This window comes from Bradyrhizobium sp. CCBAU 45394, from assembly GCF_028128655.1.
GTDB classification, from domain to species: Bacteria; Pseudomonadota; Alphaproteobacteria; order Rhizobiales; family Xanthobacteraceae; genus Bradyrhizobium; species Bradyrhizobium diazoefficiens.
On the sequence record NZ_LBIX01000004.1, the window covers coordinates 272,865 to 292,985 of the forward strand.

16 protein-coding genes are annotated in these 20,121 nt (G+C 65.6%); 8 read left to right on the plus strand and 8 right to left on the minus strand.

What is annotated here, in order from left to right:
• Positions 1-2: 2 nt before the first annotated feature.
• Together WN73_RS02075 and WN73_RS02080 are read left to right on the plus strand one after the other, a co-directional pair.
• Positions 3-314, plus strand: coding sequence for a hypothetical protein (locus tag WN73_RS02075; protein WP_231166563.1), 312 nt, complete (start codon positions 3-5; stop codon positions 312-314).
• Positions 315-441: 127 nt separating this feature from the next.
• Positions 442-978, plus strand: coding sequence for an MAPEG family protein (locus WN73_RS02080; protein WP_011089282.1), 537 nt, complete (start codon positions 442-444; stop codon positions 976-978).
• Between the two features lie 3 nt (positions 979-981).
• Here the strand turns inward: WN73_RS02080 and WN73_RS02085 are convergent, their stop codons facing one another.
• Positions 982-2,985 carry a BTAD domain-containing putative transcriptional regulator gene (locus tag WN73_RS02085; protein ID WP_110117063.1) on the minus strand — a complete coding sequence of 668 codons (2,004 nt, stop codon included), beginning with the start codon at positions 2,983-2,985 and terminating at the stop codon, positions 982-984.
• 341 nt (positions 2,986-3,326) lie between these two features.
• Here WN73_RS02085 and WN73_RS02090 point away from each other — a divergent pair, with 341 nt between their 5' ends.
• From WN73_RS02090 to WN73_RS02100, 3 genes are all read left to right on the plus strand, one after another.
• Positions 3,327-3,770 (plus strand): hypothetical protein, encoded by a 444-nt coding sequence (locus WN73_RS02090; protein ID WP_171463814.1) that lies wholly within the window; start codon positions 3,327-3,329, stop codon positions 3,768-3,770.
• A 127-nt stretch (positions 3,771-3,897) separates the two neighbouring features.
• Complete coding sequence (locus WN73_RS02095; RefSeq protein WP_110117065.1) at positions 3,898-4,257, plus strand: hypothetical protein; 360 nt, start codon at positions 3,898-3,900, stop codon at positions 4,255-4,257.
• Between the two features lie 26 nt (positions 4,258-4,283).
• Entirely contained in the window at positions 4,284-4,463 is a 180-nt protein-coding gene (locus tag WN73_RS02100) for a hypothetical protein (RefSeq protein ID WP_131234274.1), read from the plus strand.
• Between the two features lie 155 nt (positions 4,464-4,618).
• On the opposite strand, the gene WN73_RS02105 is transcribed toward WN73_RS02100, so the two are convergent.
• From WN73_RS02105 to WN73_RS02115, 3 genes are all read right to left on the minus strand, one after another.
• Positions 4,619-7,204, minus strand: a complete 2,586-nt coding sequence (locus WN73_RS02105) for an EAL domain-containing protein (RefSeq protein ID WP_110117066.1) — start codon at positions 7,202-7,204, stop codon at positions 4,619-4,621.
• Positions 7,205-7,344: 140 nt separating this feature from the next.
• Positions 7,345-8,643: an MFS transporter gene (locus WN73_RS02110; protein ID WP_110117067.1), complete on the minus strand. Its 1,299-nt coding sequence runs from the start codon at positions 8,641-8,643 to the stop codon at positions 7,345-7,347.
• 139 nt (positions 8,644-8,782) lie between these two features.
• The gene (locus tag WN73_RS02115) at positions 8,783-11,173 is read right to left on the minus strand and encodes a bifunctional diguanylate cyclase/phosphodiesterase (protein WP_271551301.1); all 2,391 of its coding nucleotides are present in this window, start codon (positions 11,171-11,173) and stop codon (positions 8,783-8,785) included.
• A gap of 326 nt (positions 11,174-11,499) precedes the next feature.
• Here WN73_RS02115 and WN73_RS02120 point away from each other — a divergent pair, with 326 nt between their 5' ends.
• Complete coding sequence (locus WN73_RS02120; RefSeq protein ID WP_271551302.1) at positions 11,500-12,666, plus strand: ABC transporter substrate-binding protein; 1,167 nt, start codon at positions 11,500-11,502, stop codon at positions 12,664-12,666.
• Here WN73_RS02120 and WN73_RS02125 read toward each other — a convergent pair.
• From WN73_RS02125 to WN73_RS02140, 4 genes are all read right to left on the minus strand, one after another.
• Positions 12,663-13,640, minus strand: a complete 978-nt coding sequence (locus tag WN73_RS02125; protein WP_271551303.1) for a hydroxyacid dehydrogenase — start codon at positions 13,638-13,640, stop codon at positions 12,663-12,665. The genes WN73_RS02120 and WN73_RS02125 overlap by 4 nt on opposite strands.
• A 12-nt stretch (positions 13,641-13,652) precedes the next feature.
• Complete coding sequence (locus WN73_RS02130) at positions 13,653-15,506, minus strand: TRAP transporter large permease (RefSeq protein ID WP_271551610.1); 1,854 nt, start codon at positions 15,504-15,506, stop codon at positions 13,653-13,655.
• 7 nt (positions 15,507-15,513) lie between these two features.
• Complete coding sequence (locus WN73_RS02135) at positions 15,514-16,545, minus strand: TRAP transporter substrate-binding protein (protein ID WP_028176203.1); 1,032 nt, start codon at positions 16,543-16,545, stop codon at positions 15,514-15,516.
• A 353-nt stretch (positions 16,546-16,898) separates the two neighbouring features.
• A complete protein-coding gene (locus WN73_RS02140; RefSeq protein WP_060908579.1) occupies positions 16,899-17,342 on the minus strand; it encodes a DoxX family protein in 444 nt (147 codons plus the stop codon).
• A gap of 95 nt (positions 17,343-17,437) precedes the next feature.
• On the opposite strand from WN73_RS02140, the gene WN73_RS02145 reads away from it, so the two are divergent.
• On the plus strand, positions 17,438-18,358 hold the full coding sequence (locus WN73_RS02145) for a LysR family transcriptional regulator (protein ID WP_038966458.1): 921 nt from the start codon (positions 17,438-17,440) through the stop codon (positions 18,356-18,358).
• A gap of 145 nt (positions 18,359-18,503) precedes the next feature.
• Entirely contained in the window at positions 18,504-19,991 is a 1,488-nt protein-coding gene (locus tag WN73_RS02150) for a caspase family protein (protein WP_271551304.1), read from the plus strand.
• Positions 19,992-20,121 lie beyond the last annotated feature (130 nt).

Below are 20,121 nucleotides of genomic sequence, written 5' to 3' on the forward strand. Positions count from 1 at the left end.
AAATGCCTGCAGTTGTCATGCAGTTCGTTTCGCATCCAAGGCCCGGTAGCGATCTCGCGACTATCTTACAGCTTGCAAAGGACGGCGCGACACTTTGGAAAAAACACGGGGCCGATGTCAGCTATTGGTCGGTGATCGGTGGCGAGGTCGGAAACTACGCCTTCGTCGCTCGCTTCGATAGCGTAGAAGCTTATGGGCGCACCTTGGCGGCACTAGGTGCCGATCCAGCTTTCGCAGAATTCCAGGCTAAGCGGCTAAAGGCTGGGCAATCCGATTGGGTACGCTCCAACATGGCCATCCAGGTTGATATCTGACGGAACGCCTTCTCTCCCGAGTGCGAGACCGCCTTCGGGCGGTCTCTTGCTGCCCGGCCGATGTCGCCCTGCCCCGCGCACACCACGGCGGTGGCGTTCGCGAGCGCGCCGGGCTATACGCGGACGGGTGACGTCCTTTGCCTGGTGGCGCGGCGCGGTCGCGCATCTCACGTGGAAACGTCACAAGGGGGCCAAATTGGACCGAATGAGTCTTCACGATCCCCTTTTCGCCACGTATGTCGTTGCCGCCACCCTGATGATCTTGAAGGCCGTGGCGATGTCATGGCTGACCGTGATCCGTATGGTGCAAGCCAAGGGGGGCTACCGTTCGCCGGAGGATATCAAGAAGACCCCGATGAATCCTGCGCCAGATCCAGCGCAGCTTCTTCCCAACGAACGTGTCGAGCGGATCCGCCGGATCCAGATGAACGATCTCGAGAGCTTGCCGTATTTCCTGGTCGCGGGTCTGCTCTATATCCTCACGCAGCCGTCGCTGCGGCTCGCGCAGTGGCTGCTCTACGGCTACGTTGCCTCACGCCTGCTGCATTTTCTGGCCTATCTCACGGGACAAATCCACGAAGTTCGCGCGACACTGTGGACGGTCGGTTCGCTCATCCTCGTCTTCATGACCGGTCGCACGCTTCTCGTTGCACTCGGCGCTTGACGCTCAATCGGCCACACCGGCAACCTGCTGGGCCGAAAGGTAGCGTTCGAGAGCATCGTTTTGCTTGAAAAAGCGCATGGCGCGCAGATCGCGGATCGTTGTTTTTTGTGTTGCATCGCGACGCCGCGTGATCTCGCGGGCTTCTTCCAGGCGGCCGACGGCGACCAGATTGGCCGCCAACATACGATGGCCGGTGCCATTGCCCGGATTGTGCTGAACCGACTTGCGTGCCCAGGCGATGCCATCCTCGTGGCGCCCGAGCGCAAAGCAAGACGCCGTCAATCCTGTCATCCACAAATGCAGCATGCTGTCGTAGGGACTGAGGACGAGAGAACGATGAAGGCATGTGACTGCGTTCTCGTAATCGCCTGCCATGCTATCGATCATTCCGAGCGTACCCCACGCGAAAGCCGAACTGGGATTGAGCCTCACGGCCTCGACGGCATGAATACGCCCCTGATCGTTGTCGCCGGCCGGCCCAAACAGTGTGAAGCCATACACCGCATGGGCAAAGGCGTCCGTACCGTCCTGCTCGACCGCGCGACGCGCGAGACTGAGCGCCTCGGTCGTGGCGTCCGGCGACGTGTGTGCGCCAAGCGGCGAAGCCATGACGAGTCCCCAGGCGAGCGCCGCGAGCGTCGGCGAGCGCGCCTCATCAAGGCTGAGAGACTGTCGAAGCAGGTCGATCGCCTTGGTGATATCCTCACGGGTGCCGCCCCAGAGGTGGTGAAGGGCACGCAAGTAGAGATCGTAAGCAGAAAGATTGGTTGGCGGCTTGCGACGTGCGCGTTCGATTTCGGCGCTGCGAACGGCGGGATCGACGACCGCAGCGACGCTGCTGCTGACGTCATCCTGCAGATCGAAGATGTCGGTCAGCGGGCGGTCATAGCGATCGGACCAGACCTGAGCCTCGCTGCCGCTATGGGTCAGCTCGGCCGACACGCGAATGCGGTTGCCGGCCTTGCGAATTTGGCCGCTCAAGACGTATTGGACACCGAGTTGTTGCGCAATCTGCTGGCTGGTCATTCCCTTGTCCCGGAGGGCAAAGCTCGTCCCGCGTGCAATCACCACAAGGGCGCGAAAGCGCGACAAGGCCGTGATGATGTCCGCAGTGACGCCGTCGGCGAAATAGTCCTGCTCGGGGTCACCGCTCATGTTGCTGAACGGCAGAACCACCAAGGACGGCCTCTCGCCGTGCATGACGAGCGCCGGCGGGGGTGAGGCCTCCGGCGCGACCTCACCGGCAGCCGGCGCGGCGTTCTGCGGGTGATTGCTGCGCAGTTCCGCGGCCAGCGACCTGGTTGCCAGATCGGGCTCGGTGCTCAGCTCGCGCTTCAGCAAGGCAACGACGTCCCGATAGTATTTGAGCGCCTCGGCGTTACGTCCCGTTGCGGACAAAGCGCGCATGATCAAGCGATGCGAATCTTCGCGCAGGTTATTGAGTGCATTGGCGCGCTGGCCGGTTCGCAGGGCTTGCTCCGCACGCCCCTCGGACAGCTCATGCCCGCCGAGCGTCACCATAGCGCCCAGAGCCAGCTCCGATAACCGCTCGCGTTCGCCGGCTACCCATTCGCTCCAGCATTCTTCGCCGACGCTGATGTCGTCAGCCAGGCGCCCACGATAGAGGTCCGCCGCCGCACTCAATGCATCACGGCTGCCGTCCTGGACAAGCTCCTCAAATTGGCTCACATCGCATGCGATCACCATGGCATTCAGCGACACGAGTTCGCCATCGCTCCTCAGCGCATCCTGACCCAGGATTTGACGTAGCTTGAAGAGCGCTTGTCGCAGATTTTGCTTCGCTTGCGCATCGAGGTGAGATCCCCACAGCAAGGTCGACAGTTTTTCGCGTGACTGCGGGTCAGGAGCCATGCAGGCCAGAAAGGCCAGCAACCCCGCGAGCTTCTTGTTCGGCAGGCTGACGGCGCCATCCGGCCCTGTCAGTACGAAACGTCCCAGAAGCGAGAGACTAAAGATTGGGCACGCCGCAGATGTAGTTGTGGCCACTCCGCCTCCGATTCAATCAGACGCACCCATTTGGTATACACTCTACAGCAATTGCCACCCTTGCGAACATTATTAACGCGCCGATGACGATTGAATAACGCCGGCGAAGACCCCCGCAGGTTTTGATCGCATTGCGACGGGATGCCGAATGGTGAACCGACGCTCGGCAATTTCATCCGGAAAGCGGTCATGCGCGCGCGTCACCTCCTAGCGGCGGTCGCAGTTCTTTTCGTGGTCCTTGCGGGGATCGACGTCGCGCTGACGGCCCTTGCCGCTCCGAGTGCCGGGGCGGCTTCGGACTCGGCACCTCCGGTCGCACCGCTCCTTTTCGGAGGCGACTGATGGACTCCGGCTTCCCAACCGCCATCAAACAGGAGATCGCATTGACCCATCTGGACGATCAAATTCACGATTGGGGTAAAGCAACAAAGCCCAGAGGTCGTCGCGCGTCATTTCATGAAGCCGCGACTGCGCCCCGGACAAAGTCCCAGGTGCGCATCTCCGACACTATTCCCCCCGCAAAGGATTTTCATCTGCGCGGTCTGGCGCCCCTCACGCTGTTCGTCACCTGGTACCAGCGCGCCCGCTTCAGGGCAGAGCTGCTTGCCGACCTCAGGCACAAGCCCGAATACCTCAGAGACATCGGGATTTGCCCGCACGAGGCGACGTCCGAAACCACCCGATTCTTCTGGGAGCCGGTCCTGCTCAGGCGCAGCCCAGCCGGATGCGATCAGCAATCGCCGCCATTCTCTTTGTCGCCCGCGCCGGAATCGGCGTCGCGCTGACGGCCTTTGCCGCTGCGAGAGCCAGAGCCGTTTCGTCGGCGGATTTCGATGCAGGTTTCGATCGTTTCAGGCGGGCCCGGCGCACGCACCCGCCTGCGCCATGCCGCGCAGCATCAGGAGACTAGCCATGAAGATCGACGACCCCGCGCCACCCCGGACCTCGGTGGCACCAACGATCCTTGCTGCACTTCACGAATCTCGCCGCCGAGAGGCAATCAACGTCGTTCATCGCTACCGGCACCTCGGTTTCGATCGGGTCGAAATCAACCTTTGTGACCCGACGCCATCGCCGGACACGAAAACGCTCGCTCGTCAGATGCTGAACAAGCGAAGGGGCAAGAACGCGGGACGATTGAGCGAAACACAGCTGATGGTCCTCGTTCTTCTGGGATTCGGCGTCGTTCACGTGATTGGCGGCGTCCTCATCGCGCGCGCGGCACCCGCGCAAGGTGATCCTCCCTTGGTCGTCGCAGCCTGGGCCGACTGACGGTGCCGGCGGCGGAAGCTGCTTCATTGGATGTGAAAGATCGAGAGGCCGACGTGACAACAATCATCAACGCGATTTCCCGGACGGTCGTCTCGGTCACCCGCGCCGACGTGGCGAAACACGCCCTGCTGCTGGCCGGAGCGTGCGCTTTCGTGTTCGTGCTCTCGCTCACCGATGGCCTGGATTTAAGCCCCGGATTGTTTTGATCGTCGCGGTGGCGAGATCCACGAACGCCGCCCGGCGCTGTGTGCTGACGCCGGCGGCCCGTCTCCGGCGGATGTCGATTGGTGCCACGCGAACGATGCACCGCACATTTGGACATGGCACGCCTTCGCGGGCCGATTAGTGAGGAGTCCACGCTCTACGCCGAGCGCTTCACCACGTCGCGATCTGCCGGCGCAACATCGAGCCGCCCCAGCATCGCCCTCGCCTGCTCGGCGCAGTGCTCGATCAGCCAGCGCTCGAACGCGACCGGGGGAAGCGCGGGCGCGTAGAGGAAGCCTTGCACGACGTCGCAACCGAGATCGGCCAGCAATTTGCGCTGCGCCTCGGTCTCGACGCCTTCGGCGACGACGGTCATGCCGAGGCCCTGCCCCACGCGCACCACGGCGGTGGCGATCGCGAGCGCGCCGGCGTCCGTCTCGATGTCGCGCATGAAACTGCGGTCGATCTTGAGCTCGCGGATCGGCAGGTGCGCGAGACGGCTGAGACTCGAATAGCCGGTGCCGAAATCGTCCACCGAGAGCCCGACGCCGAGCTCGCGGATCGCGTTCATCGTCTCGAGCGCGGCGACGCTGTCCTGCATGAACGCGCCCTCGGTGATCTCCAGCATCAGCGCGTCCGGCGGCAGCCCATATTCGGCGAGAATGTCGGCCAGCCGCGCCGCCAGCGTGACGTTGCGGAAATTGATCGGCGACAGGTTCACCGACACGCAGGGAATGCTGAGCCCGGCGCGGCGCCAGTTCGCCATCTGCCGGCATGCCTCGCGCACCGACCACAGGCCGATCTGCTCGATCAGGCCGCATTCCTCGGCGAGCGGGATGAACTTTGCCGGCGAGACGTCGCCGAGTTCGGCATCGTGCCAGCGCGCCAGCGCCTCGAGGCCGTGGATCGCGCCGTCGCAGCTGCGGATCTGCGGCTGGTAGCTGAGCGTGAGCTCGCCCTCCGCGATGGCGCGCCGCAGCGCGGCGATCAGCGCCAGCCGCTGCTCGGTCAACCCGTTCATCTCGGCGCTGAACAGCCGATGGGTCGAACGTCCCGCCTGCTTGGCCATGTACATGGCGGCGTCCGCCTGCTGCATCAAGGTGTCGATGTCGGTCGCATGATCGGGATAGAGGCTGATGCCGATGCTGGCCGACATCTGCATCTGCCGGGAGCCGAGCCGCAACGGCGCAGCCAGCGCCTCGGTGATCCCGGTCGCGACACGCTCCGCACCCTCGGCGTCGCGATGGGGCAGCAGCACGACGAATTCATCGCCGCCGAGCCGGCCCAGGATGTCTTCCGGCCCGATCTGCTCGCGCAGGCGCTGCGCGAGCTGGATCAGGAGCTCGTCGCCGGCGGCGTGGCCGAGCGTATCGTTGACGTCCTTGAAATGGTCGACGTCGAGGAAGGCCAGCGCGACGTGGCTGCCGGTCGGACAGGCGTCGATCGCGGCCGAGATCAGGTGCCGCAGCTGCGCGCGGTTGGGCAGGCCGGTGAGGATGTCGTGATAGGCGAGCCGCGCGATCTCCGCGCGTGCCTCCTTGCGCTCGATCGCAAACGCACCGAGGTTGACGCAGGCATCGACGATGCGCCGGTGCCAGTTGCTCGGCGCGCGCGGCTCCCGATAGTAGAAGGCGAAGGTGGCGATGACCCGGCCGTCCTTGGCCTTGACGGGGGTCGACCAGCAGGCGCGCAGGCCAATCCCGAGCGGCATCGCCTTGTAGGGCTGCCAGCGCGGATCGGTGTCGAGATCTTCAGCCAGAACCGGCTCGCCATAGTAGGCAGCCGTTCCGCAGGAGCCGACATTGGGGCCGATCGCAACGCCGTCCAATGCGCGACAATAGTCCTCGGGCAAGCTGGGACCGCCGAGCGGGTGGATCAGGCCCGCGGCATCGACGTGAAGCAGCGAGCAGACGACGTCGGGCGCAATCTCCTCGACGCGGCGACACAGCCGGTCGGCGATCTCGGCGATCGGGACCTCGTCGGCCAGCGCACTCATGATGAGCTGCTGGAGCGAGCGGAGCTGCTTGGTCTCGGTGATGTCCTCGAGCAGCGCGAAGATGTGCTTGACCCGGCCCTTCTTGTCGCGGAAGGCATCGATCCGGGCGCAGACCCAGATCTCCTCGCCGTCCTTGTCGTAGGCGAGTACCTCGGCCTCGCCGCGGCGGTCGCCATGCATCAGACGCTTGACGAGTTTGGCGACGGCCTTGCGATCGGTGTGGCGGCCGGCGATGAGCTCGCCCGCGCGGCGTCCTTCGGCCTCCTCGCTGGTATAGCCGAAGAGCGAAGTGAACGCCGAATTGACATAGACAATGTTCTGCTCGGTGTCGGTGATGATCACCACGCGGTTGGTCTGGTCGGAGACGGCGTGGAGAAGCGCGATCCGCGCACGGCGCTCGGCCTCCGCGGTGATGTCGCGTGCGAACACGATGCGATGGACCGCGCCATCGATGGTCGCGGAGGACAGCGTGATGGCTACCTTGATGCGGCTGCCGTCGCGCCGCATGAGGCTGATCTCGTCGCGGAAACCCGTGACCGCGTCGGCCTGGAGGCATTTGAGGGTGAGAACGGCGGCATCGCGACCGAGCACCTCGGTGCGCGAAAGCTTCCAGATCCGCTCCGCGGCGGTGTTGAAGTGGATGATGCGCTGCGCGTCATCCACGATGACGACGCCATCGTCGGCACGTTCGAGCGCAGCCAGCAGCAGTTGCGGAGTTTCTGTCACGAGACAATCGGAGGCAGACATCGTTGGACCCGGCGGAAATCGGTCGAGGCTAGCGCTTCGATGGTGTCCAAGACGTTTTTGCGGTCCCGCCGCGCCCCGCCAAGGCGCGACATGCTTAACGGTCCGCGAAAGAGACGAAGGCAATCCGATGTGTGCGGAACCTACTCTGCGCGTCCGCCCTGGAGCCTGTGCAGCCGTCCGGCCACGGCCCGCACCTTGCCCGGCGATGCCCGCCATACCGACAGCGCCGACAAGCCGCTCACGACCATGGCGATCGCGAAGGCGAGCGTGTAATCGCCCGTGCGATCATGGAGAAAACCCGTGAGCCAGGGACCGGCCGCGCCGCCAGCCAGGGCCGCCAGCATGATCGTACCGAAGATGCTGCCCTGGTGCTTGCCCTGGAAGATCTCGAACACCACCGCGCCCATGATCGAGGTGAGGCCGTAGCCGAGCGCGCCTTGCGCGAACACCATGAGATAGACGAGCCAGAGCGAAGGCTGGAACTTCAGCGCCATCAGTGCCGCGAAACAGATCGCAAAGCCCGCGCAGCTGATGGCCCAGACCCATTCCCGTCCAATGCGATCGGAAACATGGCCCAGCACGATCTGGCCGGGAATGCCGAGCAGGCTGACGATGCCGAGCGCCCACACCGCGACACCGGGGCTGAAGCCGATATCGAGCAGGAACTTGGTCTGGTGCACCTGCACCGCGTACCAGATGTACAGGCCGGAGAAATAGCCGACCGCGATCCACCAGAACCGTGCCGTCCCGACCGCGCGTTTGAGCGTCCACTCGGTGCCGACCCAGACGGGATCGACGATGTTGGAGACCGGCTTTGCGGCGCCTGCGACCGGCGCGGCATCGCCATCCGGCCGAAGGCCGATATCCTCGGGGCGTTTGCGCAGGAACAGATTGATCGGCGCCAGCACGATCAGGATGAGCAGGCCCATCGCGGTGCAGGCCGTGCGCCAGCCGGTCTCTTCGATCATGTGCTGCACCCATGGCAGCAGCGTCACCGAGCCAATGCCGACGCCGGCAAAGGCGATGCCGATGGCGAAACCGCGCTTGCGGATGAACCAGTTCGGCAGGAACAGCGACTGGCCGGAATAGCCGAGACAGACGCTGCCGGCGCCGACCATGACGCCGATGGTCACGTAGAGATGCCAGGGCTCGCTGGTGAGCGGAGCGAGCAGCAGCCCGCCGCCCATCAGCGCGACGCCGAGCTCCATCACCGCGCGGGGACCGGCGCGGTCCATCAGGCGACCGATCAGCGGGCTGACCACGCCCGACACCACGAAGCCGAACGAGAAGGCGCCGGCGGTGACGCCGCGCTCCCAGCCGAATTCGGAGATGATCGGCGGAAAGAACAGCGAGAACGCGGTGCGCGCGTTGACGCCGATGGCCATGGTGACAAACGTCACCGCGACCACGACCCAGCCGTAGAAGAACGGAAGCCGCATGTTGTGTTTATTTCATCCCTAGACGATCCTACCGACCATCCGGCGATGCCTGGGTCAAGCGCTTTTCGCGGATACCCGTCCGGCGCAATCGCATTCGAGAGAACGCGGCTTCTTGCGGCACATCCTTCGAGGCGAACGCTCAGGCGGCGTCGAGCTGCGAGGGCCGGACGGACTCGTCGAATGCGATCTGGCCGACCGGCTGCGGACGCCCGAACAGATAGCCTTGCGCGAAATTGACGCCGAGCGCCTTCAGCCGCTCGAACTCTTCACATGTCTCGACGCCCTCGGCGGTGACCGACATGTCCAGCCCGCGCGCCAGCGTCACGATCGAGGCGATGATGGCGGAGCTGCGCGGCTGATGCGTGAGGTTGCGGATGAACGACTTGTCGATCTTGATCTTGTCAAACGGGAACGTGGTCAGATAGCTGAGCGACGAATAGCCGGTGCCGAAATCGTCGAGCGCGAGCTCGATGCCGAGCTGCTTCAGCCGCTCCATGAAAGCGAGGTTCTCGACGCCGCGTTCCAGCAGCACGGATTCCGTGATCTCGATCTCCAGCCGCTCGGGCGGCAGGCCGGAATCGGCGAGCGCCGCGCAGATCATCTCGAACAGCTCGGCCTCCTTGAACTGGATCGGCGACAGGTTCACCGCGACCGCGAGGCCGGAGGGCCAGCCGGCCGCATCCTCGCAGGCGCGCCGCAGCACGAATTCGCCGAGCGGCACGATCAGCCCGGTCTCCTCGGCCAGCGGAATGAACTGGTCCGGCGGGATCAGGCCGCGACTCGGATGCCGCCAGCGCACCAGCGCCTCGAAGCCGCGCCGCTCACTGCTGTGGGCATCGACGAACGGTTGGTAGTGCACCTCGAGCTGGCAAAGCGCGATGGCGTCGCGCAAGTCACCTTCCAGCGTGTTGCGCGCCTCGAGCTCGGCCGACATCGCCTCGTCGTAGATGGTGAAGCAGTTGCGGCCCGCCGATTTCGAGCGATAGAGCGCAAGGTCGGCTTTCTTGAGCAGCTGTTCCTGGTCGCTGCCGTGATCCGGTGCGATCGCGATGCCGATGCTGGTGCCGATCTCCACGCGATGTCCGGGCAGGAGGAACGGTTCGGCAACGAGTTTCGCGATCCGCGCCGCCAGCTCGGTGGAGCAGGTGCGCTGATCCTCGGCCCCCTCCTGGATGATGGCGAATTCGTCGCCGCCGAGCCGCGCCAGCACGTCGGTGGCGCGCAGCGCCGATTTCAGCCGCTGCGCCACCTGGCGCAGCAGCGCATCGCCGGCGCCGTGACCGAGGGAGTCGTTGACGTTCTTGAAGCGGTCGAGATCGAGCATCAGGATCGAGAAGGTCGAACCGCCGTCGTTGAGCTGGCCGTTGAGATCGTCGAGCCGGGCGAGGAAGAAGGCGCGGTTCGGCAGGCCGGTCAGGATGTCGGTCTGGGCGAGCTCGAGCACCCGACGGTTCGCCAGCGACAGCCGCCGCGAATTGCGGCTTGCCAGCATCAGATAGGCCGACAGCGACAGCGTGAGCAGCATGCCGACGACGAGGACCGCGGCCGCGCGGTCGTAGGACGTCTCCAGCGCGCCGCCGGCCGTCGGCATGGCGCGCACCTGCCAGTCGGTGTCGCCGATCTTGAGACTGCCCGACCAGTGCAGGGCCCGTGCCACGTCCCGCATCGACTGCGGCGCCGTGGCGGCCGACGCATAGTCCGGCAACATTTCTTCCAGGCTGACGATCTGCCCCGTGAAGGGCGGATAGACGTTCACGCTGACCGCGGGGCTTGCGCCGGTGGTCACGCGAATGGACTGGATCAGCATCGGCAGGTCGAAGATGCCGACGACGAAGCCGGCCAGATTGCGGCGCCGGTCCGCGACCGTCTCGCGCGACGTCCCTTTGGCGTAGACGGGAATGGCCACGAGGACGTCGGGCAGCCGGCCGCCCTCCTTGGGTTCGAACAGGTGGGTGCGGATGGCCGCGATCCGATCGTTGTCGCGCGCCCGCTCCAGGGCCGCACGACGTTCCGGGACGGTCGCGTAATCCATGCCGTAGACCTGTGACGTCTTCGGCTGGGTCGAGTAGAACACCGGGAAATATTCGTCGCTCTGCGGCGCCGTCGCAAAGCCGTCGCCCTGAAGCGACTTGATGCGATAGCCGGACACGCCGTCCGTGATCGCGGCAGCCTCGTATTCGGCGCGCTCCTTGCGGTTGACGCGCGGCAGCCAGGCGATGCGCAGCATGCCCGGATGGCGCTCGAACAGGCGGGTGCTGAAGGTCTCGAATTCGCTGCGGGTGATTTCCTCGTTGGTCGATTCGAACAGCGTGCGCAGCGCGACGAGCCTGCTGATATACTCGCTCATGCCGTTCTGCATGACGATCGCTTCGGTTTCGGCCGCGTTCTCGAACTCGATCCTGGTGACGCGGTTTTCCCACCGCGCGACGGCCGCCGCGCCCACGATCGAGAACAGCAGGCCGACGGCAACCGCGACCAGCGCAGGGCGATACAGTCCGAGCAGCGGCGCGGCACGCCACCATCCGGTCATCCGTTTCCGATCCTGATCGTTCTGATCGCGACCGCCCATCTTGATCCGCAAGTCCCCATCGGCGCGGCGCGCTCGAACCTCTGGTTGAGCCGCCGGAACCACTATCGGACAGGGATCGGGGTTAAGAACTGCGAAATTTCGGAACCTGGTCGTCCGGCATTGCGCGGCTTAGTTAACGATTGCCCCAGCGAGTTGCGGCAGAGTGGTAGTAAGTTGCCGGTTTTACCCGGAGTCTTACGGATCGTCGTCGCGGCGCGGGTTAGCGACCTGTTCAGCCCGCAGAACTATCGTTTCCCCAACGCGTCCAGCATCCGACAAGCTTCCACATGACACGATCGCGCTCCGCGACATACCTCGCCTTGACCGTCGCATTGCTGACCGCGGCCATGCTGCCTGCGAAAGGCGATGAGGTCGGCGTCAGCGACGATGCGATCCTGTTCGGCCAGGTGGCCGCACTCGAAGGCCCCTCCTCGGCGCTCGGGCAGCGCATGCGGCAAGGCATCGTCGCGGCGTTCACCGAGATCAACGGCAAGGGCGGCGTCCATGGCCGCAAGCTCCAGCTCATCAGCCGCGACGACGGCTACGACCCCGATCGTTCCGTGGCGCAGACGCTGCAGCTGCTCGAGGACGACAAGGTGTTCGCGCTGATCGGCGCGGTCGGCACGCCGACCGCGATGGCGACGATACCGATCACCAGCGCCAGGAAAGTCCCCTTTATCGGTCCGTTCACCGGCGCCGAGTTCCTGCGCGACCTCGAGCTTCCAAACGTCGTCAACATCCGCGCGAGCTACGGCGCGGAGGCCGAGGCATGGATCAAGCATCTCACCGAGGACCGCCGGTTCACCCGCATCGGCATCTTCTACCAGGATGATTCCTTCGGCCGCGATGGACTTGCCGGCGTGAAGCGCGCGCTTGCCAGGCGCGGCCTCGAGCTCGCCGCCGAAGGCACCTTCGAGCGCAACACCCGCGCCGTCGCCGCAGCCTGGCGGATGATCAAGCGCGCCGAACCCGAGGCCATCGTCATGGTCGGGACCTACGGTCCCTGCGCCGAGTTCATCAAGCTCGCACACCGCAGCGGCTCGTATCCGACCTTCGTCAACATCTCCTTCGTCGGCGCCAATGCACTCGCCAGGGAGCTCGGCCCCGAGGGCGAAGGCGTCATCGTCTCGCAGGTCGTGCCGTTTCCCTGGAATCGCTCGCTCAAGCTCGTCGCCGACTACCAGGCGGCGCAGACGGCGTTCGACCCGACGCTGACGCCGGACTTCGTGTCGCTCGAAGGCTATCTCTCCGGCCGCCTCGCAGCCGCGGCGCTGGAAAAGGCCGGACCGCAACCGACGCGCGCGAGCCTGCTGCGCGCCATCAACGACGTCGGCCGCTTCGACATCAGCGGCAGCATCGTCACCGTCGGCATGCGCATGATCGATGCCCCGCCGAAGGTGTTCCTGACGGTGATCCAGAAGGACGGGACGTTCAGGGCGGTGGACCGGTTTTAAGGTCGCCGCGTCCAGCGATCGGCATTGACGGCGCCTGGCGGCACCTCACCCCTGACGATCGCCTCCACCTGCCGCACGGTTTCCAGCGACTGGTACTCGATCGCCTGCGGCGTCAGCCCGCCGACATGCGGGGTGGCGATGACGTTGGGCAGCCTGGCCAGCTCCGGCGTCGGCATCTGGTCGGGCGCGCGGCCGACGTCCATTGCCGCACCGGCGATGCGGTTCTCGCGCAACGCGCGTGCCAGCGCCGCCTCGTCGACGAGATTGCCGCGCGAGAGATTGATGAAGACCGCGTGCTTCTGCATGCGCGCCAGCGCCGCCTCGCCGATCAAGTTCTCGGTCTCTGCATTGGCGATCGCAAGGCAGACGACATAGTCGGATGCGGCGAGGAGCTCGTCGAGGCCGACCTGCCTGATGGCGCTGTCGCTGACATCAGCGAAGGGGTCGGCGACCAACACCTCCATGCGCATCACCTTGGCGATCTCGGCGAGATAGCGCCCGATGCTGCCATAGCCGATGATACCGATCCTGCTACCGGCGAGCTGGCGGCCCATCCGCGCCTCGGGTTTACGTCCGGCCTGGTAGTCCGCCGTCGTCCGCGACACGCCGCGGGAGAGATCGACCATGAAGCCGAGCGCGAGCTCGGCCACCGCCTGAACGAAGCCGGGGCCGGCGCGGGTCACCAGCACGCCCGCCTTCGAGGCCGCATCGACGTCGACGTTGCGGATGTCGACGGCGCAGCGGACGAAGGCGCGCAAATGCGGCAGTTGCGGAAATATCTCGCCGCGTCCCTCCGTCATGCGATCGGCGACGACGATGTCAACGTCCCTGGCCGCGCGGACGAGGCCGGCCGCATCGAGCGGCTGATCGCCCTCGTGCAGGATCACCTCGGCGGCCGCGCGCAGGCCGTTCAGGCTGCGATCGCCGTAGTAATTCCGCCGCATCTCCGGCGTGTGGGCGAGCAGGACTTTCACGGCAGGACTCCTTCAGTAGCCGAATGCCCGCGGCAGCGCGGTCGAGAGCCATGGCACGAAGGCAATGACGAGCAGGCAGAGGAACAAGAGGCCAAGATAACCCATGATCGGCTTCACCGTCTGCTCGATCGGCACGTTGCCGATCAGGCAGGCGCCATAGAGTCCGAGCCCGAGCGGCGGAGCGAACAGGCCGATGCCCATCGCGATGACCAGCACCACGCCGAAATGCAGGGGATCGATGCCGAGCTGCACGGCCACCGGCAAGAGCAGCGGCCCGAAGATGATCAGCGCGGCCGCGCCTTCCAGCACCGAGCCCATCACGATCAGCACGGCGATCGCGAGCAGGATGAACAGCCAGACGCCGCTGGTCTTCGATAGTCCGAGCATGAAGTCGCCGACCGCATGCGGCACCTGCTGCAAGGTCAGCGTGAAGGCCAGCGACTGCGCGGCGGCGACGATGAACAGCACGAGCCCTGCGCGCGTTGCGGCCTGCACGAAACTGTGCGCGGCCGATTTGAAGCCGAGCTCGCGGAACACCAGGCTGCCGACGACGAGCGCATAGGCCACGGCGAACGCGGAGATTTCGGTGGCCGTGGCAAAGCCGCTCTTGAAGCCGAAGAAGATCATGAAGATCAGGCCGAACGAGGCGATCGCGCCGCTCCACAGGCCCGACACCGGCATCTGCGGCGCAACGTCCTCGGCCTCCGCCGGCCGCTTGCCGAAGATGATGGACACCGCGATCAGGACCAGCGCCATCAGCGCCGCCGGCAGGAGCCCTGCGACGAACAGGCCGCCGATCGACAGGTTCGCCACGAAGCCGAGGATGATCAGGTTGATGCAGGGCGGAATGGTTTCCGCCATCACCGCGGACGCCGCCAGCAGCGCCACCGCGCCGCCCGGATTCTGCTTCGAGCGGCGCGCCGCCGGAATCAGCACCGAGCCGACCGCGGCGACGTCGGCCATCTTCGAGCCTGAGATGCCGGAGAACAGCACCATCGAGGCTACCATCACCACGTTCAGCCCACCGCGCATGCGGCCGACCCCACGCTGCAACAGCTCGATCAGGCGCACCGACATGCCGTTGGCTTCCATGAGGTAGCCGACGAGGATGAAGAAGGGGATCGCGAGCAGCACGAAATTGTCGATGCCGCGCGCCATCTGCTGGGCGAAGATCACACCCGGCAGCGCGCCCTCGACCCAGATGAAGATCAGCGCGGCCAGCGCCAGCGCAAAGCCGATCGGCAGGCCGCCGAACAGCGTTGCGAAGAAGCCGATCAGCATCAAGGTGCCCGCCGACGGCACCGAGGACGGCGACAGATAATCCCAGGCGAGATAGAGGCCGGCGACGACGGCGACGGCAACGAGACCCCTGACGATATCAGGCAGCGGCCTTGCGCAGAGCTTATCGATCGCGAACACCGTCATGAACAGCGCGCCGATGCCCATCGGATAGAAGGTAAGCTCCAGCGGCAGGCCGGAGCCGGTGGTCTGGCCTGCCGTCAGCGAGCCCAGCTTGATGGCGTTGTAGGCGACATAGAAGGAGATCAGCACGACGAGCACGGCGCTCGCGGCGTCGACCAGCGTACGCAGGCGCAGGGGCAGCAGATCGCGGAAGAAGGACACGCCGACGTTCTCGCCGCGCGCAAGCGCGCTCGCCGCGCCGAAGAAGGCCGAGCCGACCATCAATCCGCGCGCGACATCGTCGGACCATTCGACCGGCGCATTGAAGCAGAAGCGCAGCAGCACGGACGCGCAGACGACCACGAGATCGGCGGCCAGGAGGATGGCCGCGATCGCGTCGCTGAGGCGCAGCAGCTGGGTGATGCTCCCGTGGCGGCCGCCCGAGACGGGCACGGCGGCTGTCATCGTCATCTCAGGCTTGCGTCGCGCGGATGATGTCGATGACGGCCTTGGATTCCGGCCGCGCCTTGATGAAGTTCTCGTGCTGCGGCGCGACGCGCTTCTTGAACGCCTCGCGGTCGCATTCGGCCACCGTCACGCCCTTCTCGGTCAGGGCCGCCAGCGCCTCCTTCTCGACCGCAAGCCCATGAGCACGCGTGTCGATTGCGGCCTTCTTCGCGGCATCGAGAAATCCGTCGCGCAGCTTCGGATCCATGCGGTTGTAGGTCATGTCGCTGAAGTAGATCGCGAGCGGCGAGAAATTGTGCTGCGTCAGCGCGTAGAACTTTGCGGTCTCGAAGAACTTGCTGGCCAGGATCGTCGGCGGATCGTGCTCCAGCCCATCCAGCACGCCGGCCTGGAGCGCGGTGTAGATTTCGCCGAACGCCAGCGGCGTCGCGGCGGCGCCCATCAGGCGCAGGCATTCGGTGATGACGGGATTTGGCAGGGTGCGGATCTTGAGGCCGGCGAGATCCTCCGGCGTCTTCACCGGCTTCTTCGCCAGTACGCTGCGCGAGCCGAAATTATAGGCCCAGGCGATGATGCGGATGTTGCTGCCCTTGAGCAGCGCGTCCTCGATCGGCTTGGCGGCGCCGGCGTCGAACGCCTTGGTCTGCTGCGGGAAGCTCGAGAACAGAAAGCCGAGGTCGAAGGTGCCGACCAGCGGCGTCAGATTGGCCGAGATCGACGAGCCCGACACCATGAGGTCGATGACGCCGAGCTTCACCGAATTGATGACGTCGATCTCCTGGCCGAGCTGGTTGTCAGGGAAGAACGCGACCTCGACCTGCTCGCCGAGCCCGTTGCCCTTCAGGTTCTTGACGAGATTGTCATAGTAGACGCGGCCGTTGGCATATTTGGGATCGTTCGGCAGCGAGGAGGAGCATTTCAGCTTCAGCGTCGCGGCTTCGGCGCGGCCGATGATGGCGGGAGAGAGCACGAGGCCGGCGGTGACCGCCGCCGATGACTTGATGAACGCGCGACGGTTCACGGGCACGATGGTCATGGTGCGGTCTCTCCCGGTATTTTTTGTTCGCGTCCGCGATCGTTGCGTGCGGCCTTTGCTTGGACTGTATGGCCAAAGCGACGGCACAGGCAAGGGACGCGGCCGGGGCTGCCGTAATGACACGAGCGGCAGGCGCGTCGGCAGAAACCGCGGCGGAACGCCTGTATTTATAGGCGTTTTCGATCATGCCGCACGGCAGCGACAAGACCTGCCATGCAAGATTGACGCGGATCGATCCAATTCAGGTATGGATCAATGCCGAACGCAGATTGATTGGCCGCATGTGAAGCGGACAAAACGAAAGCCGCGGGATCTTGATCCCGCGGCTTCGCGTTTGAGCAGATGCCGTGACCTCAGCGCGAATGCGCGCCGCTGAGCTCGCCGGGTGCCGCCGCGACATCGCGGGACGGACGCAGCGCGTAGGCGCCGTCGCCGAGCAGGGCCTGCGCCGCGAGCGCGATCGCCCAGAAGGCGGGATATTCCCAGCCGCCCTTCGGATTGGTGAAGAAGAAGCCGGCGGCGCCGTGCACGGTGAAGATCGCGCCGAGCAGGATCGGGATGCCGGCCAGTGCCGCATAGCGGGTCCAGACACCGAGGATCAGCGCGACGCCGCTGAGAACTTCCACCGTCATGATGAGGTAGGCGAGTTCGGGCGGGAAGCCGAGGCTGCCGAAGAACTTTGCGGTCCCGGCCGGGGTGAAGACGAACAGCTTCAGGCCGGCGTGGGCGAGGAACAGCGCGCCCAGCGTCACGCGCAGCACGAGCGCGGCATAGGGAGCGGTACGGGAATCGATCATGGCGGTCTCCTTGTTGGAGACAGCTATGATCTATTCTCAATTGAATGATAATCCGCTATATTGGAATTATACCTCACACCATTAGAGTGAGATCAATGCTCGACCGGCTGACCAGCCTGGAAGTCTTCGCCAAGGTGGCGGCTATCGGCAGCCTGTCGGGCGCGGCCCGGGCCATGGGCTTGTCGCAGACCATGGTGACCAAGCATGTTGCCGCGCTCGAGGCCCGGCTCGGCACAAAACTGTTCCACCGGACCACGAGGCGGCTGTCCATCACCGAGGCCGGACGAAGCTATCTGGAATCCTCCGAGCGCATCCTCGCCGACATGGAGGCCGCCGACGCCGCGGTCGCGCGCGAGCGCGTCGAACCGCGCGGGCTGCTGCGGGTCAACGTGCCCGTCGTGTTCGGCACGCGGCAGATCGCGCCGGCGATCGCCGAGTTTTCGGAACGCCATCCCGAGGTCACCGTCGAGCTCGGCCTCAACGACCGCCTCGTCGATCTCGCCGAGGAAGGCTGGGACCTTGCGATCCGCATCGGCAAGCTGCGCGACTCCAGCATGGTGGCGCGAAAGCTCGCGCCGAACCGCCTCGTGGTTTGCGCGGCACCGTCCTATCTGGCGAAACACGGCACGCCGCGCCGCGTCGCCGACCTCGCCGCGCATAACTGCCTCGGCTACACGCTTTCGCAGCAGGCGAGCGCGGCGGAATGGCTGTTCGGCGTCGACGGCGAGATCCGTGTCCAGGTCAGCGGTACCTTGCGCGCCAACAATGGCGATGCGCTGCGCGCGGCAACATTGGCGGGCCTCGGCCTCGCCCGACAGCCGACCTTCATCATCGCCGACGACCTTCGCGCCGGCACGCTTCTGGCGCTTCCGCTCGACCAGCCGGAGATCCAGACCTCGGCCGTGCACGCGGTCTACCTGCCCGACCGCCGTCCGCCGGCCAAGGTGCGCGCCTTCATCGACTTTCTCGCCGCGCGTTTTGCGCCTGACCCGCCCTGGGACCGCGGCCTGTTCTGACGACGCACGGCCTGACGCGCCAGCTCCGACAGCTCCGCTGCCCATTTTGCCGCAGCGCGCAGCGTGATCCAGTGCACAGACAGGGTCATGGCGGACGACTAGAAAAGGTGACATCGTCGCGCCCATTGCCGATGGAGGTGACACCATGCGCCGTCCAGTGCTTTGTAATTTGTTCCTTGCCAGCAGCCTGCTTGCGCTCACGCAACTGATGACGCCGACGGAGGCCGCGGCCGAAGCGCGGCTCGCCCTCGTGATCGGCCAATCCGCCTATCGCACGGTACCGGAGCTGCCCAACGCCGCCAACGACGCCAAGGGCATGACCGAGCTGCTCGGCAATGCCGGCTTCACCGTCACCACGGCGGCCAACCTCGCGCAGAACGAGATGCGCACGGCGATCTCGGATTTCGCCGGCAAGGTCAGCGCCAGCGGCGCCGACACCGTCGCGCTGGTGTTCTACGCCGGCCACGGGCTTCAGATCGACGGCGAGAACTATCTGGTGCCGGTCGATCTCGATCCCAAGCGCGAAGCCGACATTCCGCTCCAGGGCGTGCGGCTGAACGACCTGCTCAACACGCTCGGCGCGCTGCCGACGCGGGCGCGCATCTTCATGCTCGACGCCTGCCGCAACAACCCGTTCCCGGCGCTGAGCGGCGCGGGCCACGGGCTTGCGATCGTCGACACCAAGGCGGGCGCACCCGGCTCGTTCATTTCCTATTCGACCTCGCCCGGCGCGGAAGCCGAGGACGGCTCCGGCATCGACAGCCCCTACACCGCCGCGGCGCTCTCGGTCGCAAAGCAACCGAACCTGCCGATCGAGGAAGTGTTCAAACGCATCCGCATCGCCGTGGCGCAATCGACCGACGGGCGGCAGATCCCGTGGGAAAGCTCCTCGCTGACGACCGACTTCAAGTTCTTCGGCGGCGAGAGCAGCAGCCAGCAGCCTGCCATTCCGGGCGCTTCCGCGATGGCGCTCGCCGGCGGCACGCGCAGCGTCGCGGACTGGCGCAAGGATTTGCAGGGCAAGGAGCCGAAGGTCGCCTATGAGCTCGTGATCGCCGACGACACCGCCGAGGCGTATCAGGCCTATATCGAGATGTACACGCAGGACGCCCGCACGCCGCGCCTGCGCACGGTGCTGGAGCGCCGGCGCCAGATGCTGGCCTGGGAGCGCGCGGTGGCGATCAACACCCGCGCCTCGTTCGAGGCCTACCTCGCGAACTGGGACAACAGCGATCTCGCGGCAACCGCGCGCAGGCTGCTGCTCCGCGTGCAGAACCGCAACTACGTCCTGCCCGCGACGGTCGCAGCCACGCCCGCTCCGGTCGCCGTCGCAATGGCCCCGACCTGCCCGTGCTCGGCGCCATCGACACCGGCAACGCCGGTCAACCCGACAGTGGCGCCCATTATCAAGAAGCGCGTCGACGACACCCCGCCGAAGCGCAAGGTGGTCGAGACGCCGCCGAAGCCGCGCCGGCCGCCGCCTGACGAAGTGGTCTACGAGCGCGCACCGCCCCCCGGCGGCCCGCCGCCCGGCGCAGTGATGCAAGGTATCGGCATCGGAATTGGCATCGGCATGGGCATGGGTGGTGGCGGCCGCGGCGGCGATTATCACAACGACCGCGGCCGGTACTGAAGGGGACTCGCGCGATACGGCGGACAGATATGTCCTCCGTCATTGCGAGCGAAGCGAATCAATCCAGACCGCCGCCGCGGTGGGATTCTGGATTGCTTCGCTTCGCTCGCAATGACAACGGATGTAGAGA